Annotated in this window: 23 protein-coding genes; 11 read left to right on the top strand and 12 right to left on the bottom strand. The window is 31.3% G+C overall.

Annotated elements, in window-relative coordinates:
* Positions 1 to 13 precede the first annotated feature (13 nt).
* Entirely contained in the window at positions 14 to 4798 is a 4785-nt protein-coding gene (locus H0I29_RS08120) for a T9SS type A sorting domain-containing protein (protein WP_218755038.1), read from the bottom strand.
* 253 nt (positions 4799 to 5051) lie between these two features.
* Positions 5052 to 6203, bottom strand: coding sequence for a HAMP domain-containing sensor histidine kinase (locus H0I29_RS08125; protein WP_218755039.1), 1152 nt, complete (start codon positions 6201 to 6203; stop codon positions 5052 to 5054).
* 196 nt (positions 6204 to 6399) lie between these two features.
* Here H0I29_RS08125 and H0I29_RS08130 point away from each other — a divergent pair, with 196 nt between their 5' ends.
* Positions 6400 to 7260, top strand: a complete 861-nt coding sequence (locus tag H0I29_RS08130; protein WP_218755040.1) for a flavin reductase family protein — start codon at positions 6400 to 6402, stop codon at positions 7258 to 7260.
* Positions 7261 to 7265: 5 nt separating this feature from the next.
* Complete coding sequence (locus H0I29_RS08135; RefSeq protein ID WP_165733870.1) at positions 7266 to 7637, top strand: DUF3127 domain-containing protein; 372 nt, start codon at positions 7266 to 7268, stop codon at positions 7635 to 7637.
* 161 nt (positions 7638 to 7798) lie between these two features.
* Here the strand turns inward: H0I29_RS08135 and H0I29_RS08140 are convergent, their stop codons facing one another.
* Entirely contained in the window at positions 7799 to 8044 is a 246-nt protein-coding gene (locus H0I29_RS08140) for a DUF1456 family protein (RefSeq protein ID WP_068449322.1), read from the bottom strand.
* 29 nt (positions 8045 to 8073) lie between these two features.
* Positions 8074 to 8697: a YqaA family protein gene (locus H0I29_RS08145; RefSeq protein ID WP_218755041.1), complete on the bottom strand. Its 624-nt coding sequence runs from the start codon at positions 8695 to 8697 to the stop codon at positions 8074 to 8076.
* 122 nt (positions 8698 to 8819) lie between these two features.
* On the opposite strand from H0I29_RS08145, the gene aat reads away from it, so the two are divergent.
* Both aat and H0I29_RS08155 read left to right on the top strand, forming a co-directional pair.
* Positions 8820 to 9446 carry a leucyl/phenylalanyl-tRNA--protein transferase gene (aat, locus tag H0I29_RS08150; protein ID WP_218755042.1) on the top strand — a complete coding sequence of 209 codons (627 nt, stop codon included), beginning with the start codon at positions 8820 to 8822 and terminating at the stop codon, positions 9444 to 9446.
* A 64-nt stretch (positions 9447 to 9510) separates the two neighbouring features.
* The gene (locus tag H0I29_RS08155) at positions 9511 to 10047 is read left to right on the top strand and encodes a hypothetical protein (RefSeq protein WP_218732316.1); all 537 of its coding nucleotides are present in this window, start codon (positions 9511 to 9513) and stop codon (positions 10045 to 10047) included.
* Here the strand turns inward: H0I29_RS08155 and H0I29_RS08160 are convergent.
* Positions 10044 to 11714 carry an RluA family pseudouridine synthase gene (locus H0I29_RS08160; RefSeq protein WP_218755043.1) on the bottom strand — a complete coding sequence of 557 codons (1671 nt, stop codon included), beginning with the start codon at positions 11712 to 11714 and terminating at the stop codon, positions 10044 to 10046. The genes H0I29_RS08155 and H0I29_RS08160 overlap by 4 nt on opposite strands.
* Positions 11715 to 11731: 17 nt before the next feature.
* Positions 11732 to 12691, bottom strand: coding sequence for an L-threonylcarbamoyladenylate synthase (locus H0I29_RS08165; protein ID WP_218755044.1), 960 nt, complete (start codon positions 12689 to 12691; stop codon positions 11732 to 11734).
* Between the two features lie 155 nt (positions 12692 to 12846).
* On the opposite strand from H0I29_RS08165, the gene H0I29_RS08170 reads away from it, so the two are divergent.
* The 5 genes from H0I29_RS08170 to H0I29_RS08190 all read left to right on the top strand — a co-directional run bounded on the left by H0I29_RS08170 (position 12847) and on the right by H0I29_RS08190 (position 16667).
* On the top strand, positions 12847 to 13254 hold the full coding sequence (locus H0I29_RS08170; protein ID WP_218755045.1) for a DUF134 domain-containing protein: 408 nt from the start codon (positions 12847 to 12849) through the stop codon (positions 13252 to 13254).
* A 3-nt stretch (positions 13255 to 13257) separates the two neighbouring features.
* Complete coding sequence (locus tag H0I29_RS08175; protein WP_218755046.1) at positions 13258 to 13437, top strand: DUF5320 domain-containing protein; 180 nt, start codon at positions 13258 to 13260, stop codon at positions 13435 to 13437.
* On the top strand, positions 13434 to 13823 hold the full coding sequence (locus H0I29_RS08180; RefSeq protein WP_218732321.1) for a NifB/NifX family molybdenum-iron cluster-binding protein: 390 nt from the start codon (positions 13434 to 13436) through the stop codon (positions 13821 to 13823). The genes H0I29_RS08175 and H0I29_RS08180 overlap by 4 nt, the downstream gene beginning before the upstream one ends.
* 79 nt (positions 13824 to 13902) lie before the next feature.
* Entirely contained in the window at positions 13903 to 14322 is a 420-nt protein-coding gene (locus tag H0I29_RS08185) for a thioesterase family protein (protein WP_218755047.1), read from the top strand.
* 272 nt (positions 14323 to 14594) lie between these two features.
* A complete protein-coding gene (locus H0I29_RS08190; protein WP_218755048.1) occupies positions 14595 to 16667 on the top strand; it encodes a hypothetical protein in 2073 nt (690 codons plus the stop codon).
* Between the two features lie 37 nt (positions 16668 to 16704).
* Here the strand turns inward: H0I29_RS08190 and hemG are convergent, their stop codons facing one another.
* The 4 genes from hemG to polA form a co-directional block, all read right to left on the bottom strand.
* On the bottom strand, positions 16705 to 17259 hold the full coding sequence (gene hemG / locus H0I29_RS08195; RefSeq protein ID WP_218755049.1) for a menaquinone-dependent protoporphyrinogen IX dehydrogenase: 555 nt from the start codon (positions 17257 to 17259) through the stop codon (positions 16705 to 16707).
* A 174-nt stretch (positions 17260 to 17433) separates the two neighbouring features.
* Positions 17434 to 17823 (bottom strand): hypothetical protein, encoded by a 390-nt coding sequence (locus H0I29_RS08200; protein ID WP_218732325.1) that lies wholly within the window; start codon positions 17821 to 17823, stop codon positions 17434 to 17436.
* A gap of 73 nt (positions 17824 to 17896) precedes the next feature.
* Entirely contained in the window at positions 17897 to 18703 is an 807-nt protein-coding gene (locus H0I29_RS08205; protein WP_218755050.1) for an N-acetylmuramoyl-L-alanine amidase, read from the bottom strand.
* Between the two features lie 10 nt (positions 18704 to 18713).
* Positions 18714 to 21575 carry a DNA polymerase I gene (polA, locus tag H0I29_RS08210; RefSeq protein WP_218755051.1) on the bottom strand — a complete coding sequence of 954 codons (2862 nt, stop codon included), beginning with the start codon at positions 21573 to 21575 and terminating at the stop codon, positions 18714 to 18716.
* Between the two features lie 148 nt (positions 21576 to 21723).
* Here polA and H0I29_RS08215 point away from each other — a divergent pair, with 148 nt between their 5' ends.
* Together H0I29_RS08215 and H0I29_RS08220 are read left to right on the top strand one after the other, a co-directional pair.
* Entirely contained in the window at positions 21724 to 22947 is a 1224-nt protein-coding gene (locus tag H0I29_RS08215; protein ID WP_218755052.1) for a metallophosphoesterase, read from the top strand.
* 88 nt (positions 22948 to 23035) lie between these two features.
* Complete coding sequence (locus tag H0I29_RS08220) at positions 23036 to 23329, top strand: co-chaperone YbbN (RefSeq protein ID WP_218732329.1); 294 nt, start codon at positions 23036 to 23038, stop codon at positions 23327 to 23329.
* Positions 23330 to 23436: 107 nt separating this feature from the next.
* Here the strand turns inward: H0I29_RS08220 and H0I29_RS08225 are convergent, their stop codons facing one another.
* A complete protein-coding gene (locus tag H0I29_RS08225) occupies positions 23437 to 23949 on the bottom strand; it encodes a hypothetical protein (RefSeq protein ID WP_218755053.1) in 513 nt (170 codons plus the stop codon).
* A gap of 173 nt (positions 23950 to 24122) precedes the next feature.
* Complete coding sequence (locus tag H0I29_RS08230) at positions 24123 to 24731, bottom strand: polysaccharide deacetylase family protein (protein ID WP_368384622.1); 609 nt, start codon at positions 24729 to 24731, stop codon at positions 24123 to 24125.
* Between the last annotated feature and the right edge of the window lie 12 nt (positions 24732 to 24743).

Raw genomic sequence — 24743 nt, forward strand, 5'->3', positions numbered from 1 at the left:
TTTTATAGAAAATTTATTTTACTAATATCTTTTTACTAATATTCCCTTTTTCTGTAGCAATATTTACAATATAAATAGATTCAGAAATAGTATTAATTTTCAATCTATTTTGAATTGTATTGGTTTCAATAGTATTCCATTCAGCCGCTTTTTGACCTAATAAATTAAATAAAGTTACCTTTTTTAATTCTAAATTACTGTTGTTATCAATTACCAATTCTTTGGAGTTATTATCTAAGTAAATAGAAACGTTGTTCTCTAAAATTGCATCTTCTATCCCTAATACTTGGCTTTTAGTAGTTTCAGAAAAAGCAAGTACAAAGCGGTCTGTGTAGGTTCCTTTTGCAAGTGTTAAAACAATACTTTCATCATTAAGTAAATAAGAGGTGCTTGTTAATTTATCTATAATATAAACGTTTCTGTCAATCGCATTCCATTCATCAATGCTAATTGTTACTTGTCCGTCCTTAGAAATAACCAACTCTAAAGGGATTTCTAGTTCTTCAGAAATACTTTGTACACCAGTAATTACATATTTTTCATCAGAGTTTGGAAACTTCCAATAGATATCAGTAGTTCCTACATCATAAATTTCTGTGTCATATCCTTTATCAAAATCAAAAGAGTTATTGTCTTTAAATGAAATGGCTAATTGTCTATGTAGATTAAAGTTATTATCATTTGTATAACTCATTCCTAATTTAATAATTGGTAATGTATTTGTAAGGCTTGTTTTAGCAGCAGATTTTTTATTTTCACTTTTAAAGAAATAAGAATTTGCTCCTTCTTGTACATATTCCCTTTGGCTGTTGTTAAAAACAATAGGTCCAGAAAGTACATCATCTCCTTGTATAAAAAAACCTTGACCGATTGCTATAAAGGCTTTTGGCTCTGTATAAGATCCACTACCTAAAGTAGGTGTGCCATTATTACTGTTATTATTGTCAACTACACTGTTTGCAGCAACGCCTCCAGATAAGTTTCTAACAGCATATCCACCAACGTATCCACCATAATTATGTCCTTCAGAACCATTACTAGAGCTTTCTTCTCCTACATGTTCCCAAAAATATAAACTACCGTTCGTAACGTCTAAATTATCTTGAATAAACTTTTTACTACTCATTGCAGATGCATACGGGTTTCCTACTAAATAAGAGTCTCCTGCATTAATAGTTGTTGTTAATTCTCCGTCTTTAGGAGTACCAACAAAAGTATAATTTTGTGCAGCACCAGGACCTTTAAAAGTAAATCCATCGGTTTGTGAAATTGTTTCACTTTTGTATTTATGAGACCAACCAGATCTTCCATTAGATCCTGTTGCATATGTGTATATCCAATGATCTGCTATAGAAATAGGAGATGTGGTATTACCATCATAACCACTCACAAAGTTAATGTCTGTAATTGTAGAAGTTGCAGAGGTTGGTATTGTGCCGTCTTTTAAAACATCTTCTATAGTAAATGTTGTAGCATTAAGAGTATGTACAGGGGAGCTTAAATAATTGTATCTGTACTTACTTGGTACTGTAGAGTTTTGGTCTACTAATAATTTACCGTTTCCAGTAACTTTAGATGCTGTTTTATGCGTTTGAATTAACTGTGCCTTATTAGTATTGTCTGAACTAATTAAGCGTATTTCATCGTTTGTATCTTTAATAATTATTTCATTTGTAACTACTAATAGGTTATCTGTAATTGTAAAAATACTACTTTCTTTAACTTCTAATTTTCTAGCACTTAACTTACCTGTATGATTATAATCTTCAGAAACCTTTACATTTCTAGATCTATCTGGGTATCCGTTTGTCCAAACACTACTACCTAATACGGTAGTTCTGTCTGTAAATTGAAATCTATGTAAACCTGGTTTTATATTGGCTTCATCATTAGCTGTAGCTATTTCAGATAATAAAGGATCGTGTGCATGACGTTCTATAGTATTATCATTTGCGTCATCTGAATAGGTAATAATGTCATCGTCTATAAAAGCAACCCATTCTGTTGTATCTGCAGTTTTATTTGGTGCAGAAACTTCATCAATACGCACATAGCTTGTATTGTTTTCTATAGATGCTATCACATCAATCCTTGATGCCCAAGCATTCGTGTTAGATATTCTAGTTAAGGCTATAATATCATTGGCATCATCAAAATCTGTAACATTTGTATCAACTATTTCAGAAGCTGTAGAAAGCTTATTAGAAACAGTTCCTGCAGATATTAATAGAGATTCACCCGGGTTAATAGCATTTGTGTTAGAGATAAAAGCAGTTGGCGTATTATCTGTTTGATCTCCAGAGGTGTTTTTAAAGAGTGCAATAATAGCTGCATTTGGTGCAACAATATTTGCAGCATGCTTGTTGGTAATTTCTATCCAACGTTCTGTGTTTGTTTGATATATTTGTGTAATCATAGCCATTCCACATACATTTGTATTTTTATCTAACGCATATGTATTGTAGGTTGATGTATAGTTTATAGGGGTTGTAGTATTATCATTAGTTTCTAAGCTAGCCGCTAATCCATTGCTTCCAACAGGGTTATTTGAAATGTTTATTACAGCATCTGCAGTATTTGTAGTGGTATTATTAATTACGTTTGCACTTTCTAATACCGCAGGGACACTAGCTTCAATAGTATCTGGACAACCATCACCATCAGAATCTAAATCTAATTGATTTGGTATACCATCGTTATCGGTGTCGTTATTTCCTTCAGTAGTGTCTAGAACACCATCGTTATCATCATCAATATCATATATATCTGCTATAAGATCTCCATCATAATCTCTTAAGATGTTAAAAGAAACAGAAGGAGCATCACTGGTGATATTATTGTCTGTTTGATCTTGCGTATTTGTGGCTGTATTTGTTGTAGCGGCAATTGAGTTAATTCCTGTCATTGGATCTACTTTTGCTACAATTGTAATTGCTTCAACTTGGCCACTTGTAATATCTCCTAATGTCCAATTAGGAGCTGTCCAAGAACCAGTACTTGGGCTTGCACTAACAACTGTTAAGCCATTAGGCATTACATCTGAAATGTTAATATTTGTAACAGGATTAACACCTTTACTTTCTACTATAATTTTAAAAGTAATGTTTTCTCCTTCCATAACTTCAGTCTTATCAGCAGTTTTGTTAATAATGATATCTGGGTTACAATAATAAGCAGAAATTGGTTGAGAATCATAGGTACAACCTCCTTTAGAAACACGTACGTAATAATCTCCAGATGTTGTTGGGGTATATGTAGGTCCGTTTTCACCAGGTACTAAAACACCATTGTCATACCATTGATAGGTTTCAAAATTTTTAGTTACTACCTCAATGGTTCCATCTGGCAAACAGCCTCCACCGGTTATAGCTAATTCAGTAACAGGTACGGTATCAAAACCAGAAAAATAACCAGCAATACCTCTAGCTCCATTAAAACCTAAAAACCCAACAGCTATTGGACCTGTAGACTTTACAGATACATTTCCTGTAAGACCTGTAATATAAAACGTTTTCCAGTCAGATGAACCTGCAACAGTTTTTTCTGTAGGTAAATTAATTTGAGTAGTACCGTCAGCACCATTATAAACTTCAATAGCTGAGTTTGGTGTTGTAGTTGATGCTATAATATATAAACCTCCAGAAGCTGTAATTCCAGAAATATCTTCAATATTAGAAATTTGATCCATTGTGTCAGGCAATAAACAGTTTACGGGAGCAACGAAATTTAAACTTACCGTTATAATAGATGTATCTCCTGAAAGAACTTGATATGCATAAACGTCTTTTGTTGATGAAACAAACATATTTTCACCACTTGAAGTCCCAGAATATTTAGAAGAAGGTATTTCTGCATATTCTCCTACACCAATTGTAGCATAAGGAGTGGTTTCGTCATTTACATAGATTTCTGTGTTTGCTTGGGTTCCTATGATAATCACAAACTCATTGCTTGAACCTCCGTTACCACGTACAAAAACGTATTCTTTTCCTAATTTGTCTTCAGGTACAGGCTGGTCTGCACCAGCATCTCTAGCTTGACTATTGGCATTTACACCAAAATTTAACATTCCGTTACTAATAGCAATATCTTTATCAGACACAATAGAAGCGCCAATCCATCCGTCTATATTGGCTGTAGTAGCATCTTTTGCAGCTTCAAGAACATAAGACTGTCCTTTATTTAATGTAATATTTATAGTGTTGTCAGTAATACCATCAACAGTACTTGTAGCTCTAAATTTACACTCTGTATTATAACCACTTATTGTTATCGAGGTATTGTCTTCAGTAGCCATTACACCTAATGTAGCACTCATTGTTTTATGGTTCGCTTCAATAGGAGCGCCTCCCCATTTAAATTTCTGACCTAAGGCTGCTCTACCTTTAGAGGTAATTGAAGCTGCTTGTGAAGCAGATCTACCTCTATAGTTTACATAAAATTTTTCACCATTTTCAGATTCGAAACGTAACCCGCTATTAGATAATACGATACCTGTGTTTGCGTTGGTTACTAAAGTTATATTGTTGTCTCCGTTACCTGGGTTGTATGTTTTTGGAGTTGTTTTTGATAGAGATAAAGTAGCAACTGCTGTAGTACTAGTTCCTTTATAGATCTTTACATTAAAACTTGAAGTTTCTGGTGTAGATAAATAGATGGTTTGTTGCTGAATAGCTTGGTTATTAGCATCCTGTTTTAATGGCGGAAGGAAGTGTAAGTCACTTAATTGACTATAACCAACTTGTGTTATGGTTAATAAAACTATACAGATAAATATTTTATGTAAATTATGTTTCATTTTATAAGTCTTTTAAAATTTGTATAACAATGTGCAAAGTGTTATAAGTTAATCTGTTGCGATACAAATTTATAGAAGACTCTTTAAAATTAGGATATTATTATTTGATTCGTTTTGTAGGTTAGACGAATTGCAAGTTACTTTCTTTAAACGGTATTTTTTTTTTGATAAAAAAGAGTAATAGTAGCTGTGTGTAGTGTTTTAAAGCTTTTTCTCGTTTTATGAAAGGTATTTGTGTGTTGTTTTAAAAAAACTACACTTTATCTAACAGAATCTCAAAAGTAGTTCCTTTTCCTATTTCAGATTTTTGCACAAATATTTTTCCTTTGTGATAATCAGAAACAATACGTTTAGATAGCGACAAACCTAAGCCCCAACCACGTTTTTTGGTCGTAAAACCCGGTTTAAAAATCTGTCTAAATAGTTTTTTTGGCATTCCCTTTCCGGTGTCTGAAACTGTAATTTTTACTTTTTTAGTAGTGTTTTCTATATTTAAGTCTAGTTGACCTTTACCCAACATGGCGTCAATAGCATTTTTAATAAGGTTTTCTATAACCCAACCAAACAACTCTGTATTTAAATTGGTGTAAATCTCGGTATCTGAAGTTGTAAAAGAGAAAGAAATTTGTTTAGAACTTCTAGATTCTAGGTAATCGAAAGCTTGTTTTGTTATGGCAACTACGTTTTCTTTTTCAAGCTCTGGCGTAGAACCAATTTTAGAAAAACGATTGGCAATGGTATTTAATCTACTAACATCTTTTTCTATTTCTTCTACATATTTGTCATCTACTTTTTCCATTTTTAAAATGGCAATCCATCCTAAAAGAGAAGACAAAGGTGTACCAATTTGATGTGCCGTTTCCTTAGCCATACCAGTCCAAAGTTTATTGGTTTCTGCAACTTTATTAGAGCTGTAAAACATATAAATAACACTCAAAAATAGAAATAAAATTAAAATTAACGCAATAGGATAATAGGTTAATCTGTTTAGTAAATCAGAATTCCGGTAATAGATAAATTGTTTATTTTTTCCTTTATAGCTAACCTCTATTGGTAGGTTCTCTGCCTTCATTTCTAGCAGCTGTTTTTCTAGATATTTAGGGTTTAAAGCTTTTACGGAATCAAGGTTCTGAAAATATTCTATTTCTCCTTTATCATTCACCAAAATCATAGGAATATTATTGTTATTCTCAATAATTTTTAAGGGTAAATCTACATTGGCATCTAAGTTGGTATCGCTAGCAATTTCTTTTTGGGCAGTTGCTAAAATTTCCATTTTTATACGCTCTTCTTGTTTAAATTTCTGAAAGAAAGTATAGGTGTTCCATAAAATTAAAGAAACAATAATAAACGAAACAAGAATGGTAATTCGTTTAAATAAAAGGGTATTAGAAAAAATGTTCATCAAAACAAATATAAGGTTTCCTCTGTATAACTCATTTAAAGATTAGATAGTATCTTTACAAAGCAAATAATAATTGCCAGTTAGCATTTTTACTTTTTTTCAAAATTTTATTCTGATAAAAGTATCAAACGAAGATATAGAATTTCGTTAAACTTTTTAGTTGTGCTCTAAATGGCATTTAGTAAAATTTATAAGTATGCTATCTATCAATCCAAAAGAGATTTCTACCCAAAAATTACATGGTTATTTATTAGGCGCCATTGCGCCAAGACCTATTGCTTTTGCAAGTACGGTTGATGCAGATGGAAACCCTAATTTATCTCCTTTTAGTTTTTTTAATATTTTTGGAGCAAATCCGCCTATATTAGTTTTTTCGCCTGCTAGAAGAGTAAAAGATAATACTACAAAACACACGTTAGAGAATGTTTTGGTTACCAAAGAAGTGGTTATAAATGTGGTAAACTATGCCATGGTGCAACAAATGTCTTTAAGTAGTACAGAATATCCGCAAGGGGTAAATGAATTTGAAAAAGCTGGGTTTACCATGTTGCCTTCAGATCTTATAAAACCATTTAGAGTAGCAGAATCTCCAGTGCAATTAGAATGCAAAGTAAATGATGTTATTTTTACTGGTGATGAAGGTGGGGCTGGAAATTTAATAGTTTGCGAGGTGGTTAAAGTACATATTTCTGAAGCCGTTATAGGAGATGACGGAAGCATAGATCAGCATAAAATAGACTTGGTGGCAAGAGCAGGAGGTAATTTTTATACTAGGGCTAAAGATGGTTTTTTTGAGATACCAAAACCAGTAAGTACTTTAGGTATTGGAGTTGACAAAATACCTTTAGAAATAAGAAATAGTAGGGTGTTAACAGGGAATAATTTAGGAATGTTAGGTAATGTAGAACAATTGCCAACAGAAGCAGATGTTAATAACTTTAAGAAAGATCATTTAGAGTTTATTGGACTAGAAACCACAAAAAAACATACATTTGCCCAAGAGTATTTAAAAAAGAATGATGTAGAAAGTGCTTGGAAAGTACTTTTATTAAATTAGAAATTATGGAAGTTATTGGTAAAGTAAAATTAATTGGAGACGTTCAAACATTTGGATCAAACGGATTTCAAAAGAGAGAATTAGTGGTTACAACAGATGATCAATATCCGCAAATGATTAATATCGAGTTTCAACAAGATAAAACTGATTTATTAAACAATTACAAAGTTGGGCAAGATGTAAAAGTATCTATCAATTTAAGAGGTAGAGAGTGGATTAACCCACAAGGTGAAGCTAAATATTTTAACTCAATAGTTGGGTGGAGAATAGAGAATTTATCTCAAGCAGCTGCAGGTGGTGGGAATTTGCCTCCAGTAGATCAATTTCAGCCAGCATCTAAAGTTACAGATGAAGAGCCAGACGATTTACCGTTTTAAATAGCATCAAGATTTTTAACATTAAGAATCAAGACAAATAAAAAGAGAGATTTCATTATTGAAATCTCTCTTTTATATTTATAAAGGTTTGTTTATTTTTTTGTTAGTCTTGTTTCTTGTGTCTAAAAGCGAAACAATCTAAACATCAAAAAAATAAAAACTTATTTCTTTTCACCTTTTTTAGGCATTGGTCCACGTAAATGAACAACCAATCCGTTTAAGAAATTACGTAATATTTGATCTTGACATTCTACATATTTTGGGTGTTCTTCACTTCTAAATAAGGCACCTAGTTCTGCTTTACTTACTTTAAAATCTACCAAAGCACAAATCTCTACAATATCTGTATCTCGTAATTTATGAGCTACACGTAGTTTTTTTAAAATGTCATTATTTGTTAATCCCATAATACTAATATAATTATTTTAATCTGAATTTAATCTACAACCTGAAAAATTGCCCAAGCATATATTGCAAATCTAATAAAACGAAATAAACCAAAAAAGATAACTTTATTAAATGGGTATTTTATCATTCCTGCAGCAATACAAGCAATAGAAAAGGGTAATGGAAACAAAGCACCTACTAGAATTAAAATACCACCCCATTTTCGAGTGTTTTTTAAATTCTTAGCCATTTTTACTTCTAAATATTCTTTAACAGATTTAATTCTTAATGCAGTTTTACCTATAAAGTAAGAAACTAAACCACCAGAATATGATAAAGTAGCTAAAATTGCTAAGTTTAATATTGGGTCTGGTGTTTTTTTAGACCACGCAATAAATATTTCTGGAGGTACCAAGCCTAACAAGGTTTCAGAAGCAAAGAAGAATATTAAAACTGTAAGTCTAGAAACCGTTTCTGTAAAATGATGTAATCCATCATTAATGTTGTATACATATTCGTTAAAAAGAAATAAACATGCAACAACAATTACAATTGGCCAGAAAGCTTTCTTTAAACTCTCCCATATAAACATATAGAACCCTGTTCTATGGAAATAGGAGTGCATCAATTTAGCTCTATGCGTTTTTGTTTTTTGTTTTGTTTTTTTTGCCATTTTAGATTTCTCTTTTTCTTTAAACAGAGTACAAAAATAAGGACTTAATTTTTATAAAGTGAACAATAATTTATATTCCTACTCTTTTATGAATTCCTTAATTTAGCAACAAATAAATTTCTATGATTTGGCTTACAGATAAAATTGAATTTCCGCCCTATGAATTTACTACTAATGATGGAATTATCGCTTTAGGTGGAGATTTATCTGATGAACGGTTAATTTGTGCCTACAAAAATGGAATTTTTCCTTGGTTTTCAGAAGGAGAACCTATTGTTTGGTATTGTCCGTTGGAAAGAATGGTGTTGTTTCCCGGTGAAATTAAAGTTTCTAAATCGATGCGAAAAATCATTAATAAAGGTGAGTTTACCATCACAGAAAATAAAGCGTTTAGAGAAGTAATCTACCATTGTAAAAACATTGAAAGAAGTGATGGTTTTGGTACTTGGATTACTGATGATATGGAGCAGGCTTACATTAATTTACATAATAAAGGTATTGCAAAATCTATAGAGGTTTGGCAAGACAACCAATTAGTGGGCGGTTTGTACGGTTTAGAGATCAACAATATTTTCTGTGGAGAAAGTATGTTTAGTAAAGTTTCTAATGCTTCTAAATTGGCATTTATTCATCTAGCTGAAAAGAAAGAGTATACTTTAATAGATTGCCAAATGTATAATGATCATTTAGCGAGTTTAGGAGCCCAAGAAATTGATAGAAATATATTTTTAAAAATACTAAAGGATTAAATATTAACAAGAATATAGGCAATGGAATAGTTATTGCTTAAGTTTTGGTACCCAATATAATGCAATGAAAAAAATACTACTTTTACTCCTGTTTTTTTGTACGATTCAAACTTTACTATCACAAGAAAAACTTGGAAAACCTTTTTTTACAGGTTCAGCAAATTTAACTTTTGCTGTTAATGAACATTATACGTTAGATCCAGATGATGGTGAAACATTTTTAATTCCTTCAGCAATTTTTTTTAGAATGGGGTTTGGATATGAAATTAAAAAAAGAGTTGCTATAAGTGTAAATGGCGGTTTCGATTATCATTGGAATTATGCCGTAAGTGCTTTTCCAACTTACGTGAGTTTAAAATATAATATAACCGAAGATGAAGGAGATAATTTTTTTACAGAAGTGAGTTACGGAAAAATGTGGCGTCCATCTAGTAATTATCCTGACGGAAATTATTACCGAATAGGATTAGGTACTCAGGTTGCAGGGGAAGAAAGATGGAACACAATAGTTCGTTTAGATTTTCATAGAAAAGGAATCATTGGTTTCGAAAATAATAGATTAGACAGTGTTTCTTTAGGGATCGGATTTTCGTTTTTCTAAAAATCTGGTGCCACTGTAAAGCTCATTCTCTTGTGAGTTGTTGGATGTGAAAACTCTATAAATTCAGCATGTAAATGCAACCTGTTTTCTTTGTTACCGTATAAATCATCACCAATAATTGGGGTGTTTAATCCGTTTATATGAGCAGCATGAACTCTTAATTGATGTGTTCGTCCTGTAATTGGGTAAAAATGGACTTTTGTCTTTCCATTTTCTCTATGGATGATTTTCCAGTCAGTTTCTGCATTTTTTCCATGAACAAAATCTACTAATTGCTTGGGTCTGTCGTCTAAATCTACACGTAAAGGAAGTTTTATTTTTCCGCTTTCTTCGGTTAAGTTTCCGTCTAATAAAGCAACGTATCGTTTTTTTACTGTTCTATTTATAAACTGACTTTGTAATACTTTATTAGCTTCTTTTGTTTTGGTCAATAATAAAATTCCAGAAGTAGACATGTCTAATCTGTGTACAATTAATGGCCCTGTAGCGTCTGGATATTTTTCTTTAATGCGAGTATATACAGAGTCGGAAATATCTTTTCCTGGTACAGATAAAAACTCGGTCGGTTTATTTACAACCAATAAAACATCATCTTCATAAATGATTTCTAATTCTTGTTTTTCAGCTAAATTTTCTAACAATAAATTTTCATCCATTGTAATACCATCTAACATATGTGTTAAAATAGGTTTACATCTACCTTGGCAGGCAGGATAAAAGTTCTTGTGTTTTCTAATTGCTGAGTTTGGCGAAATTCCCCACCAAAATTCGGCCATACAAATAGGCGTATAGTCGTTTGAAAAAGCATGTTGTAGTAATTTAGGAGCAGAACATTCACCTGAACCTGCAGGAGGCTTTATTGCTGGATTGTTAAAAATATCTAATAAACTACGCAGCTCTTTCTCTTGATTTAAAAAAGCATATTTACTAAAAAGAGTTTGTTGTAAATAATTTGATTTTTCTTTTCTATCTTTTTTTAATGCTGCAATTTTGTTTTCAAAAAGAGTTAATTCTGTCCTTTTTTTTGCGATTTTATCTTCGTAGTATTCTACTAATTCTTTGTAATAAAACTGGTCGTTAAAACTTTCTTGAACTAATACTTTGTTGAGGTTGTTAAAATCTTTCTCATTTAAAGTTGCTTGTCCGTTTGTTTTTCTAGTCTTTCTATCTTTTTTCTGAAGTTTCAGTTTTTTTCTTTCTAGGACTAAATCTTCTTCAATTTCTTTCGATAATTTTAAAAAGGTTTTTTTCAGTTTTAAATAATTTTTATCCTTTTTTAAAAGAGATAATTGAGCGTTTATTTGGTCTATTTCTTTTTCACCTTTTATGTAAAAACTTCCTTCTGTTCTCATGTTAAAAACAGGAGGAGCAAATTTTAAAGGCAAACTTTTATCGGCTAATTTTCCTGAAAAGGCCGCTAAATAACCAATTTCATTTTGTTTGTTTTTAACCACTAAAACCCCAAACATTTTTCCAATTGGCAATTCGTTTTTTATTTCTGTAAGACCAAAATTATGTTTAAAATCTGTCTGATTTTCTAAATATTCTTGCAACTCATTTGTGGCAATTATAGCCAATTTATGAGGTTGATAATAAAACGGAAAAGTAAATTTTTCTGGAAGTTTAATGTCAGAAATATCTGCTTTAAATTTTTGAAAATAAGTCAAATTAAAAAAATATCAAGTTAAAGGCTAAAAGTTGCTCTTTGCAAACGGTCGTTAATAGATTTTCCTAAACCAAATTCAGGGAATCTTTCTGCAATAATTACATCTAATTTTAGATGGTCTAATTCGTGTAAAGAATCGTATAATTTTGATGCAGCTTCGTGCAAAGATCCTTTTTCTGATAATATAATTTCTGTTAGAGAAACATCATTCAAAGAATTTTTAAAAGGTAATACACCAATTTTTTTGCCTAAATGCTTTTTAACTTCATTCGCAATATCATCAACCAAAAAAGTACGAGTAGCAGGTGCATAATGTCTTGCCAACATTCCTGGAGCATCCGGACTTACTTCTTCTTTGTTTTTAATGCTAATTTTACCAACAACCGCTTCAATATCTTCTAATGCCAAAGCGCCTAATCTGTAAATAATAGGTTCGTCATTTATAAAACCAATAATGGTAGATTCAATTCCGTTTGTACAAGCTTCACCATCCAGCACCATTTTTATATCGTCTTTAAAATAACGTTCTACATGTGCTGGTTTTGTAGGGCTTATGCTTCCAAAAGGATTTGCACTTGGTGCTGCTAAAGGAAATGGTAATTGTCTTAATAACTCTAAAGTTACTGGGTGATTAGGTACACGAACGGCAACCGTATCTTTGCCTGCAGTAATAATATCAGGAATATTTTTGTTCTTTTTTAAGACCAATGTCATAGATCCTGGCCAAAAAGCATCTGCTAATAACTTTGCTTTTTCAGGAATGTGCGTTACAATTCCGTCTAAAGCATCAACAGAAGGGATGTGTACAATTAATGGATTAAAAAACGGACGCTTTTTAGTTGAAAAAATACTTTTAATTGCTTTCTCGCTAAAAATATTCCCTGCTAAACCATAAACTGTTTCCGTAGGTATGGCAACCAATTCTTCATTGGTTAATAATTGTATGGCTTTTTGTATGTCTTTAGAAATGATGCTCATTGATTATTCTTATAGACCGCAAATTTAATTATAAAATAGCACAAATAGGTTTAGTTAGTTTGATAAGAAATAAAGATCTAATTTTTTTTGATAATTAATGCTGTTTTTATTTTGTTATGAACGTAGGTTCATTAACTTTGTGTAAAATTTAAGAGATGCCTAGACCTCATAAGAAAAGAAAAGTAAATCATCCACCAAAAATGCTGGGTTTTAAGCCGTTTGGAATTCGGTTTTGTGATACGGAGCATGTCGATATGCGGTATGAAGAATATGAGGCTGTAAAGTTGGTTATTTATGATAATCTTTCTCAGGATGCTGCGGCAGAAAAAATGGAGGTTTCTAGACCTACGCTTACTAGAATTTATAACAGTGCCTTAAAAAAAATTGCACAAGGTTTTGTGGAAGGTAAATCGATTGTTATTAAAGGAGGGAACTTCGAATTTGAAAAAGATTGGTACAAATGTAAAACGTGTTTTAAATTAATTGATGGTGTTACAAATCCTACAACATGTGGTGATTGTCCTGCCAATGATAAAGATGAGTTAGTGAATCTAAATGAATAGAATATGCCAAATTTTGATAACAATGGTCCACAAGGTTTAGGTCCAAAAACAGGAATGAAATTAGGGGAATGTAGAAAAACTAAATCCGATGCCAATCAATCTCCAGAAAATAGACCTTTTAGAAAAGGAAGACGTAAAAAAGACAATACGAGAACAATAGTGATAATAAATGATTCGTTATGAAAAAAATAGCAATACCAATAACAAAAGACAACAAGATTGCAGACCATTTTGGAAGATGTAAGTTTTATGAAATCTATACTTTTTCTAATACAAATGAAATTTTAGACTTAAAATTGTTAGAGTCGGATGGTAAGTGTGGTTGTAAATCTAATATTGTTAGTGTTTTAGTAAAGGAATGTGTAACATTTATGTTGGCGGGTAATATTGGTGATAGTGCAATGAGTAAATTAGTGGTTGCTGGGATTGGCGTAATACGCGGTTGTTCTGGTAAATCTGCAGACGTTATTTTAGAGTTTGTTGAAGGTAAAATTTCTGATACAGATGTTAGTTGTGCAAGTCATGGTCACAAGCATAAAAAAGAGCATGCACACGCATGTCATCATTAGTAATCTATACATTATTTAAAGACTAAAAAGCATCAGATGGGGAATCAACTTAGTGATGAAAAATTAGAGCAGAATTGTTATGATAACTGATCTTTTTCAATTAAGACCACGTTATGGGGAAGTCGATAAAATGGGCTATGTTTACCATGCCAATTATGTAGTCTATTGTCATCAAGCACGCAATGAATTATTGCGAAAATTGGGTTTAGATGAAGTCGAGTTAGAGGAAAATCAAATAATGTTACCTGTAGTTTCTTTTGATATAAAATACCGGAAACCAGCTCACTTTGATGAGTTGATTACCATAAAAACAATTATTAAAGAAATGCCAAAAGTTCGTTTCGGTTTTGAATTTGAAATAACAAATGAACAAAAGGAGTTGCTAAGTAAAGCTAAGTCAGATGTTGTTTTTGTAGATTTTCTGTCTCGTTTTCCGAAAAGAATTCCAAGTTTTATTGAAAAGAAACTAGCTGCTTATTTTTTTAAAGAAACGGTATAAAATTAATGATTTTAAAAGCTGATTATATCTGGTTAAAAACCTATACAGTCTCTTTTTGTGATTGATTTAATAATGCAGAGTTAAAAACTTAAACAGTTCTGTGGTATTGCAGTTTATATAAATAAAAAATTAACAAAGTAATTCATTAATTAACCCTTTTTTTTCAGAGTTTTGCACCTGAAAAAACACTAAATATTTACAGGTTAAATAATCTGTAAAAGATACTCATTAGAGAAAGCGACGTTGTAATAAACGTTTAAAATAAAGCACTTATGACAAATAATATAGCGATAGAAGATCAATATAAAAGAACTTCTTTATTTGAAAAAGAAAATATTAATTATCTAGTTCATGTTTTAAAGAGATTTAATACGGTACCAAAAATAAATAACATTAATATTATTACTTCTAATACGGTACCAAAAGTTTTTAAAATTGTTCCGAATGAATCGATAATAATTGGTGCTTTATATTTAAGAAACCCAGTTTTGGCATTGGTTTATTTACGATACGGAATAGAATGGCAACTTTGGTATAAAGCCTTAGAAAGTGAAAAAAAAGATACTTCTTTATGTAATATTGCTGCCTTAGAAGTAACTAGAATTTTTTACAAGTTGCTACCTAAAGAGGATAAAGAAAAGTTAGAAAATGTTGATTATTTTTTAATTAATTTGATTAAAAATGAAGACAGTCTAAGTGCTGAATCTTTATTAGAGCATGAAGAGTTAGAAGCGTTTCATGGATTAAATACAGGGAGTAAAGTATTTGAAAAATCTTGGAAACCTATTATTGATAACCTTGCAAAACCAACAGAGTATTTATTAATGGATGGAGGTGACCATAGATTAAATATTGATGAAATAGCTTTATTAAATAAATATGGTTGCAGGCCTTTTCCAAGACCAGAAGCTTTTACGTTTGCCTCTTCTACAGCAACCAGTGTTTCTAATTTTGCTTTTGATAAAACAGATAAAACTAGAAGTATTTTAATTAAGAATAGCTTAAAAAATGGATTTAAAGAGAGTGCTATAGAGTTTTCTGAATTATTAAAAAGTAATTTGAGAAAAATTTTTACTTTAAATGATGCTTGCGAAATAATTTTTTCTCCTTCAGGTACAGACTCATCACTTCAAATAGCAGCTATTAGTCAAATTGTTACAGACAAAGAAATTACACATATTTTAGTTGCTTCCGATGAAACCGGTAGTGGAGTTCCTGCTGCATTAAAAGGATGTCATTTCGAAAATAATACAGCTTTAAATTTTCCGGTGAATAAAGGCGATAAAATGGAAGGTTTTAGAGACGTAGATCTTATTAAAATTCCGTTTAGAGATGAAAAAGGAGCATTAAAATCAACAGAAAAATTAGATTCTGAAGTTTTTACAGCAATTACTGAAACTCATAAATTAGGAAGACAAGTTGTATTACACGTGATGGATCATTCTAAATTAGGTTATCAGTCACCTAGTGTAAAAATGATGCGAGAAATAGATGCTCTTAAAGATTTGTCATTGCAAGTAATTATTGATGCAGCACAGTTAAGATTAGATCCTACAGATATTCAGAACTATTTAAACAAGGGGTATATTGTTAGTATTACCGGAAGTAAATATTTTACAGGACCTCCGTATTCTGGAGCATTAATTTTTCCGGAATGTGTAAGTCTGCAAATTAATGATGCCAAAAAGAAGTTGCCAAAAGGATTAACGCAATATTTTAATCATTCTGATTGGCCAGTTAATTGGTTTTGTTCTAAAGAATTATCAGACGGATTTAATTATGGTTCTTATATGCGTTGGAATGCTGCAATTGTAGAGATGGAACGATATTATAAAACACCTATTTTATATAGAAATATGGGAATAGAAATGTTTTGTAATTTTGTAGAAGACTCTATAAAAGAAGCTACTTTTTTAGAACCTGTTTATGGTTATGAGTCTAATTTAAATACAAATAATGACGAAGAATTTGGAATAAGAAATATTCGAACTATTTTTCCTTTTTTCATCCTTAAAAATAAAGAAGCATTGTCTGTTGATAAAGTGAAAAAACTTTATGCGCTTTTAAACTCTGATCTTTCCAATAAATTTGAAGGAGCTTCTTTAGAAATTATAAGACTTGCAGCACAAAAATGTCATATTGGGCAGGCAGTAAACGTAAAGTTTGAAGACGATATACAAAGTGCTGTCTTAAGAATTAGTTTGGGGGCCAGAGTAATTTCTGAAAGTTGGGTAAATAGAGATATCAGTCTATATTTTAGAAATATTGAAGCACAATTGAGTCAAATTACTGTAATTATCAAAAAAATAGAATTGATTCTTAATACGCCAGAATTATTGAAATAATTTTTTAATTGATTGGAGCATTGCCTTGTTGTTAAATTTACAAGGTGATGTGTTTCGTGTCTTTATAATTTTGACTTATTTTAATACCAAAATCGTTGACTTTTTTCCAGTCAGTGAACTCTATAGGTTCTTTGGATTTTGTAGGGCCATCAGTTAATCTCATAATTAGTTTAATCATAATTCTATCTAATAAAGAGTATGATTTATAATCTAATTTACCGGCAAACACTTCTAATAAATCAGGAGTCCAGTTTATATCTTTTATAAATTTAATTAGATATGGATTTGTAGAAGGGCTGTTTTTATTTTCTTTTCTTGCTACCAAATTAACTGAGAAAAAGGCTGTTTTTATTTCTTTAAGGTACTCTTTGTTTTTTAAGATAAAATCATAAACTTGTTTATTGTGTTTTCCATATCTAATACTTGCTCCAATTATTAGTGTGTCAAATTCCGATAAATTATCATTAAAATTCTCAATTGAAAATAGTGCTGATTTTATTTGCTCTTTCTTGAAATGAGCATTTAGTTCTTCACAAATTTTTTTAGTTTGTCCGTCTATAGAAGAGTAAATAATTCCGATTTTTCTTTTCATAACATTCTTTTGTCACTTTGTCTTGAATTATTACTTTATTACTGCAAAATGTTCCTGTTTTACAGACTACTAATTTACGAAATTCAGTGGAGTTTTTTGTTATTTAAAAAGGAGGAATATTGTATGTTTTTAAAGGGAGCGGTTTTTCGTGTCTATTGATTTTTATTAAATAATTTACTCCTCATCAAAAGTAGCTGTGGGGCAAAATAATAAATCTGTAGGGTTGTCAATTTCATATAAATATTCATATCCTTTAGACTCTTTTTTGCAAAAAGGTTCCAAAAGTCTTGCCATATTTCTAAACCCTTCTAGGGTTAAAATACAAAAAAAAGTTTCGTTATCTTTGGTTAAGATTCCTTCATCAGTTTTAAATAAACCGAAAATTAAATTGCAATTTCGTGGCGTTATAAAATCTAAGGTAGCTAAATCTAACTTTTGTTTTTTATCAATAATGGTATCTACAATTAGGTCTCTAAATAGAATTGCTTCTGCTTTGTCAAAATTGTATAAACGAACAATGTTCTGATCATGTCCGTCTATGTTTTCAATATAATCTAATTCCATTTATCGTTTTTAATAAGTTTTTCTACAGGTTATAGTAGAAAGTGAGGTGTAATGAATAATTGCTGAAAGTATTTTAAATTTCCTTCATCACTAAAAATAATATCTTTTTATCTTTTTCCGTTAATTCATGAGATAACTCCTTAGGGTTAAAATGAAGTTTAAAAGAATAAATAGCATTTTTAATATTGTCTGTATTGTAGCCAATATATTTTAAAGCAAAAGTAATATTAAAGTCTACCGGAAGTGTTACGGTCTTTAAATCCTCTTCAGTATACCAAATTCCAAAACCACTTTCTGCTAATGATTTCCAAGGAAATAATGCACTCGGATCTGTTTTTCTTCCAGGAGCAATATCCGAATGACCAATAATATTTTGCGCAGGTATTTTATATTTTTTCGTCAGCTTTTCTAATAAGAAAGTTAAACTATTAATTTGAGCATAAGAAAAAGGTTCTGTACCATTATTATCTAGTTCAATACCAATAGAAGAGCTGTTTATGTCGGTGTTTTTACCCCAACTTCCATTACCTGCATGCCAACCTCTAACCAGGTCGTGTAGCATTTGTGTAATGGTTCCATCATCGCAAATTACGTAGTGAGAGCTTACTTGTGTTCGCTCTAAAGCAAAGGTTTTATAGGTTTGCATACAACTATCTTGAGCAGTGTGATGTATAACAACTAAATTAGGTTTTCTTAAATTAAAATTCTGAGATTCTATAACCTTTGTCGTTCTGTTTCCTATGGTGTCTGACTCAATTTTAACTAGAGATTTCCCTAATTGTTTTGCTTTTTTATGATACGTGTTCTTAGATACTTGATAGATGTTTTTAGAACACGAAGCAAATACCGTAATGATGATTAAAAGTCTTAAATATTTCATTGTTTAATTTTTAATGTGCCTGTAACCAGTTTTCTCCAATTCCCATTTCAACATCTAAAGGAACACTCATTTTAAAAGCGTTTTCCATTTCGTACTTTATAATAGGTCTAATAATTTCTAACTCGTCTTTATGCGCGTCAAAAACCAATTCATCATGTACTTGTAAAAGCATTTTTGATTTAAAACCTTCTTTTTCAAATCGATTATGAATGTTAATCATGGCTAGTTTTATAATGTCTGCAGCAGAACCTTGTATTGGAGCATTTACAGCATTTCTTTCTGCACCAGATCTAACCATGGCATTTCTAGAATTAATATCTTTTAAGTATCTACGTCTGTTTAAGATGGTTTCTACATATCCATGTTCTCTGGCAAAATCTACTTGTGCAGACATGTATGCTTTTAACTTTGGATACGTTTCATAATACGTGTCAATTAATTCTTTTGCTTCACTTCTAGATAAGTCAGTTTGATTACTTAATCCGAAAGCAGAAACTCCATAGACAATTCCGAAATTGACTGTTTTAGCGTTACTTCTTTGTTCTCTTGTCACTTCATCTAAGGGAACGTTAAAAACTTTTGCAGCGGTAGAAGCATGAATATCTTCACCATTTTTAAAAGCTTCCATCATATTTTCTTCTTCACTTAAAGCTGCAATAATTCTTAATTCTATTTGAGAATAATCCGCCGCTAATAATACATAGTTTTCATCTCTTGGAATAAACGATTTTCTAACTTCTTTTCCTCTTTCGGTTCTAATAGGAATGTTCTGTAAATTCGGGTTGTTAGAACTCAATCTTCCTGTAGCAGCAACCGCTTGCATGTATTCTGTATGAATTCTTCCTGTTTTCGGATTCACTTCATTTGGCAATGCATCTACATAGGTACTTTGTAATTTTTTATACTGACGATATTCTTGAATATCTCTAATAATTTTATGGTCTTTTGCTAAGAATGATAAAATATCTTCGCCTGTTTTATACTGACCTGTTTTTGTCTTTTTAGGTTTTTTAACCAACTCCATTTTCTCGAACAACACAATCCCTAATTGTTTTGGTGAAGCAATATTAAATTCTTCACCTGCTTGTTCGTAAATATTTTTTTCAAGTCTGTTAATGTCATCCGTTAAGGCAACAGATAATTCTTTTAAGAAATCAATATCGATGTTAATTCCTTCAATTTCCATGGCTGTTAAAACCGAAACTAAAGGCAATTCAATAGTATTAAAAAGAGTGCTAACATTTCCGCTTTCTAATTCACCAGTAAAAAGTTGTTTTAATTGAAACGTAATGTCTGCATCTTCTACCGCATATTCTGTTTGATCTGCAACCGGCACAACACGCATAGAAAGCTGATTTTTCCCTTTTTTACCAATCAAATCTACAATAGAAACCGGCTGATAATTCAAATATGTTTCTGCCAACATATCCATATTGTGGCGCATATCTGGATTGATTAAATAATGCGCAATCATGGTATCAAATAACTTCCCTTTTACAGGCATTTCATAATTCGATAACACTTTTATATCATACTTTAAATTATGACCTATTTTTTCGATTGCATCGGATGTGAAAAACGGACGAAATTCTTCTAAAATGGCTTTTGTTTCCTCTTGATTTTCTGGGAAAGAAACATAATATCCTTTACCTACTTCGTAAGAAAAAGCAATACCAATTAATTCCACTTCCAAAGCTCTTAAACCCGTAGTTTCTGTATCAAAACAAACCGAAGTTTGTTCCATTAATTTTTTAAGTAATAATTTTCTAGCAAAAGGCGAATCTATATGTTGGTAAAAATGACTCGTATCTTTTATCGATTTAAAACCAGATGCAATTTCTTCTTCAGAAACACTTCCGCTTCCTGGTGCTGCAAATAAATCAAACTGACCTTCAGGAACTGGAGCTGCTTTTTTAGTTGATGACTTCTCAACTGCGCTCGAAGGGACATCTATAGAATTTTCGGCAGAATTTGCTTTTTCAGCATTTTCAACAGCAAAAGTTCGTAAAAAATTGGTTAATAGATTTCTAAATTCTAACTCGTTAAACAGTTCTGTTACCTTGTCTTTATCTGGCTGATCTAATTCAAAGTCTTTGGCATCAAAAGTTACCGGAACATCCAACATTATTGTTGCCAATTGTTTAGAAAGCAAGCCTAATTCTCCGTTTGCTTCTATTTTCTCTTTCATTTTTCCTTTTAGCTCGTGCGTATTTGCTAAAAGATTTTCCATAGAACCGTAAGCAGCTAAAAATTTCTTTGCGGTTTTTTCTCCAACTCCAGGTAAACCTGGGATATTATCTGCAGAATCTCCCATCATTCCTAAGAAATCGATGACTTGTTCTGGATTTTCTACACCAAATTTTTCTTTCACTTCGTCAACTCCCCAAATATCATAACCACCACCAAAACGAGGTTTGTACATAAAAATATTTTCAGAAACTAGTTGCGCAAAATCCTTATCTGGCGTTACCATATACGTTTTGTAACCTTCTTTTTCTGCTTGTTTAGAAAGTGTTCCAATAACATCATCAGCCTCAAAACCTTCTTTTACCATAATAGGAATGTGCATGGCTTTTAAGATTTCTTGTATGTAAGGTACCGCTAACTTAATAGCTTCCGGAGTTTCGTCTCGGTTGGCTTTATAAGCTTCAAACATTTCTACTCTGTCTACACTACCGCCTTTATCAAAACAAACCGCTAAATGATCTGGTCTTTCACGTTTAATAACATCTAAAAGAGAGTTCATAAAACCCATTATTGCAGACGTATCTAAACCTTTACTATTAATTCTAGGGTTTTTTATAAATGCATAATATCCTCTAAAAATTAATGCAAAAGCATCCACTAAAAAAACTCTTTTCTGATCTGACATTATATTGGTTTTGTGGTTTAAATTGATGAAAATTTGACCTCAAAAATAGTGTTTTTTGAGATGCGAGAAAGGTACAAAACTTTAACAAGACGTTAAAATCCAATCGAAACTTAAAAACCTACCTTTGCCAACATTTTAAAATTTATTTATGCCACGTTGGGTTTTTCCTTTAATCATATTAACTATTGTTATCACGCTTGTAGAAATTTATACGTTTCAAGCGTTTAAAACAGTCTCTAAAAGTAAAATAGTTCGTTATTCTTTTCTATTGATAAGTATCGCGGTATACATTAATTTTTTCATCACTTTCTTAACATACTCTAGAAGCGTAGGGCAAACGCCACAGTTTCAAATGGCCGTGGGTTTGTTGCTAACAATTTCTATTCCTAAATTGGTTATTATCATCTTGCTTTTTGGAGAAGATGCATATCGTTGGGTTTTAAAATTATTTTCTGCAATTTCAAGCGGAGAAACAAAACAACTTGTAGGTAGAAGAAAGTTTATTTCGCAGATTGCTTTAGGGTTGGCAGCAATTCCTTTTGCAGCTTTTATTTACGGAATTATTCAAGGAAAATACAATTACAAAGTTTTAAAATACCAACTAAGCTTTAAAGATTTACCAGATGCTTTTGATGGTTTTACAATCACTCAAATCTCAGACATTCATTCTGGGAGTTTTACCAACAAAGAAAAAATTAAATATGGTGTCGATTTGATAAATCAGCAAAAATCGGACATAATGTTATTTACAGGAGACATTGTGAATAATAAAGCAGATGAAATGGACAACTGGATGGATGTTTTTGATAAGTTAGAAGCAAAAGACGGTAAATATTCCATTCTTGGTAATCATGATTATGGCGATTATATGGATTGGGATAATCCGCAAGACAAAATAGATAATTTTCAAAAAGTAAAAGATATTCACCAGAAAATAGGGTTCGATTTATTACTAGACGAGCACCGTTATTTAGAAAAAGACGGACAAAAAATTGCATTATTAGGCGTAGAAAATTGGGGAAAAGGATTCAACCAAGCGGGAGACCTTGCAAGGGCATCGGCAAACATAAAACAAGAAGATTTTAAAATATTAATGAGTCACGATCCAAGCCATTGGGAAATCAAAGTAAAACAAGATCCTTTTAACTATCAACTTACGTTAAGTGGGCATACACATGGTTTACAAATGGGTATCGAAATTCCGGGTTGGTTAAAATGGAGTCCTTCAAAATATGTTTACAAACAATGGGCAGGTTTGTATGAAGAAGCAGGTAGGTTTATCAACGTAAACCGAGGTTTTGGGTATCATGCATTTCCGGGTAGAGTAGGTATTTGGCCAGAAATTACAGTGATAGAATTGAAAAAAGGCTGATCCTCAGACCATTTAATTACTTTTCTATATATTTGTTAAGTTACAAGTGATTATTTATACGTTTTTTCCCCCTTAAAAAATCTATATTATGGCAAAATTTGGTGATTTAATAAGTGCTGAAAAGCCTGTTCTAATTGACTTTTATAAAGATTGGAGCGAGGTAGATAATACCGTACATACTTTAAGAGATGTTGCTGCCGTTTTAGGTGATAAAGCTAAAGTAATTAAGATTGACATCGCTAAAAATGAAGCGCTTGCAGAAGCGTTGTTAGTTAAAGGAAATCCTACTTTTATGATTTATAAAAATGGCGAAATGAAATGGCGCCAAACAGGTGCTCAAGATGCAAATACTTTAATTGGTTTGGTGCTTAAGTATCTTTAATTTTTAGAAGCTATTTCCTGCTTTCCACTATATCTTTTTGTTTTAAAAAAAAACAAAAAGGATGCCGTTTCAATCAGGGCTAAAACTTGGTTGTAGAATTTAAATATCTATTGCTCTGTAAAAAACTCATTGAAGCAATTAATTCTGCTAAAATCTGTTTCAATTTCTATTTTTTGAGAAGTTGTATTTGCTATCCAAACTTTTTTAATATTCTTAATTTTTAAACGATCTGTTTTATCAACGATTGCAATAATATTTGTACTGTTATCCGTATTTAGATTGCAGTAACCTATGGTTATAGATTCAGCATTTTTTAAATTAGAAATACTTAAAGTATCTAAAATTTTATAAGAAACGTTTTTAACGGAGTCGGTAGTAATGCCTTTAAAAATCACTAAATGTGTCAATTCGTTTTTTAGATGTAGAATTCCATATTTGTCTTCTCTTTTATTTTCATAAATAGTGGTATCAGTAACTTTTACATACGCTTTAAGTAGAGATATGTCTTTAAAGTTTCGAGAAGCAGATTCCATTCCAATTATAGAGTGATTTTTTTTGTTTGTTTTATGACCACAACTAACAATCATCAATAAAATTATTATATAGAATGCATTTTTCATGATGTTTGCTTTTAGAATCATTTTTTTGAATTACAAAAGTTATGCCTTTTTTAATTATAAGACTATTTTTTATAAAACTTATACCAGATGAGGCGTGTGTGAAATACAAAAGAAGGGTGCTATAAGGTTTGTCAACGTGCAAAAAAATATTTAGAAATGATACTCCGTAACTTTTATATTGACTTAAATACAAATCCTTTATCAGAAAAATGTTTTAATACTTTAGGTAGCGCATATTTCATTCTTTCAGCAGCTTTTACGCTATCATGAAAAACGATAATACTTCCTGGTTCAGTATTTTTTAAAACGTTTTCTAAACACTTTTCATTAGAAATTTTGGTGTCAAAATCTGCAGATAAAACACTCCACATAATAATTTTGTAACCTTTTTCAATTAGATGTTTTGCTTGGTTCTTTTTTATTTTTCCGTAAGGAGGCCTAAAGAGTCTCTGAGTAATTGTTGAAGTGTTAAATTGTTTAATTGTTTGCTCGCACTCTAAAGCATTTTTTACATAGGTGTTGGTTTCACTTTTCCAGCCCTTTAAATGGTTTTGGGTATGGTTGCCAATGCTATGACCATCAGAAATAAGTTTACTGAATATTTCTGGGTGATTTTGTATGTTTTTCCCAATGCAAAAAAAGGTGGCTTTTGCTTGGTGTTTTCTTAATTCAGTTAAAACAAACTCGGTGATTTCTGGCGTAGGTCCATCATCAAAAGTGAGAAAAATCTCTTTTTTATCAGAAAGAAAACGCCACGTATATGTAGAGAAAAATCTCATCATAAAACGTGGCGT

It is taken from the genome of Polaribacter sp. R2A056_3_33 (genome assembly GCF_019278485.1).
Taxonomy (GTDB): Bacteria; Bacteroidota; Bacteroidia; order Flavobacteriales; family Flavobacteriaceae; genus Polaribacter.

Excerpts from the sequence above, each read along its gene's own strand:
- H0I29_RS08175 (WP_218755046.1), top strand. The coding sequence starts at position 13,258 with ATGCCAAATTTTGATAACAATGGTCCACAAGGTTTAGGTCCAAAAACA.
- H0I29_RS08205 (WP_218755050.1), bottom strand. The coding sequence starts at position 18,703 with ATGAAATATTTAAGACTTTTAATCATCATTACGGTATTTGCTTCGTGT.
- H0I29_RS08140 (WP_068449322.1), bottom strand. The coding sequence starts at position 8,044 with ATGGGATTAACAAATAATGACATTTTAAAAAAACTACGTGTAGCTCAT.
- H0I29_RS08130 (WP_218755040.1), top strand. The coding sequence starts at position 6,400 with ATGCTATCTATCAATCCAAAAGAGATTTCTACCCAAAAATTACATGGT.
- H0I29_RS08185 (WP_218755047.1), top strand. The coding sequence starts at position 13,903 with ATGATAACTGATCTTTTTCAATTAAGACCACGTTATGGGGAAGTCGAT.
- H0I29_RS08170 (WP_218755045.1), top strand. The coding sequence starts at position 12,847 with ATGCCTAGACCTCATAAGAAAAGAAAAGTAAATCATCCACCAAAAATG.
- H0I29_RS08215 (WP_218755052.1), top strand. The coding sequence starts at position 21,724 with ATGCCACGTTGGGTTTTTCCTTTAATCATATTAACTATTGTTATCACG.
- H0I29_RS08220 (WP_218732329.1), top strand. The coding sequence starts at position 23,036 with ATGGCAAAATTTGGTGATTTAATAAGTGCTGAAAAGCCTGTTCTAATT.
- H0I29_RS08225 (WP_218755053.1), bottom strand. The coding sequence starts at position 23,949 with ATGAAAAATGCATTCTATATAATAATTTTATTGATGATTGTTAGTTGT.
- H0I29_RS08135 (WP_165733870.1), top strand. The coding sequence starts at position 7,266 with ATGGAAGTTATTGGTAAAGTAAAATTAATTGGAGACGTTCAAACATTT.
- H0I29_RS08125 (WP_218755039.1), bottom strand. The coding sequence starts at position 6,203 with ATGAACATTTTTTCTAATACCCTTTTATTTAAACGAATTACCATTCTT.
- H0I29_RS08180 (WP_218732321.1), top strand. The coding sequence starts at position 13,434 with ATGAAAAAAATAGCAATACCAATAACAAAAGACAACAAGATTGCAGAC.
- H0I29_RS08200 (WP_218732325.1), bottom strand. The coding sequence starts at position 17,823 with ATGGAATTAGATTATATTGAAAACATAGACGGACATGATCAGAACATT.
- H0I29_RS08145 (WP_218755041.1), bottom strand. The coding sequence starts at position 8,697 with ATGGCAAAAAAAACAAAACAAAAAACAAAAACGCATAGAGCTAAATTG.
- polA (WP_218755051.1), bottom strand. The coding sequence starts at position 21,575 with ATGTCAGATCAGAAAAGAGTTTTTTTAGTGGATGCTTTTGCATTAATT.
- H0I29_RS08190 (WP_218755048.1), top strand. The coding sequence starts at position 14,595 with ATGACAAATAATATAGCGATAGAAGATCAATATAAAAGAACTTCTTTA.
- H0I29_RS08155 (WP_218732316.1), top strand. The coding sequence starts at position 9,511 with ATGAAAAAAATACTACTTTTACTCCTGTTTTTTTGTACGATTCAAACT.
- H0I29_RS08165 (WP_218755044.1), bottom strand. The coding sequence starts at position 12,691 with ATGAGCATCATTTCTAAAGACATACAAAAAGCCATACAATTATTAACC.
- aat (WP_218755042.1), top strand. The coding sequence starts at position 8,820 with ATGATTTGGCTTACAGATAAAATTGAATTTCCGCCCTATGAATTTACT.
- H0I29_RS08120 (WP_218755038.1), bottom strand. The coding sequence starts at position 4,798 with ATGAAACATAATTTACATAAAATATTTATCTGTATAGTTTTATTAACC.
- hemG (WP_218755049.1), bottom strand. The coding sequence starts at position 17,259 with ATGAAAAGAAAAATCGGAATTATTTACTCTTCTATAGACGGACAAACT.
- H0I29_RS08230 (WP_368384622.1), bottom strand. The coding sequence starts at position 24,731 with ATGATGAGATTTTTCTCTACATATACGTGGCGTTTTCTTTCTGATAAA.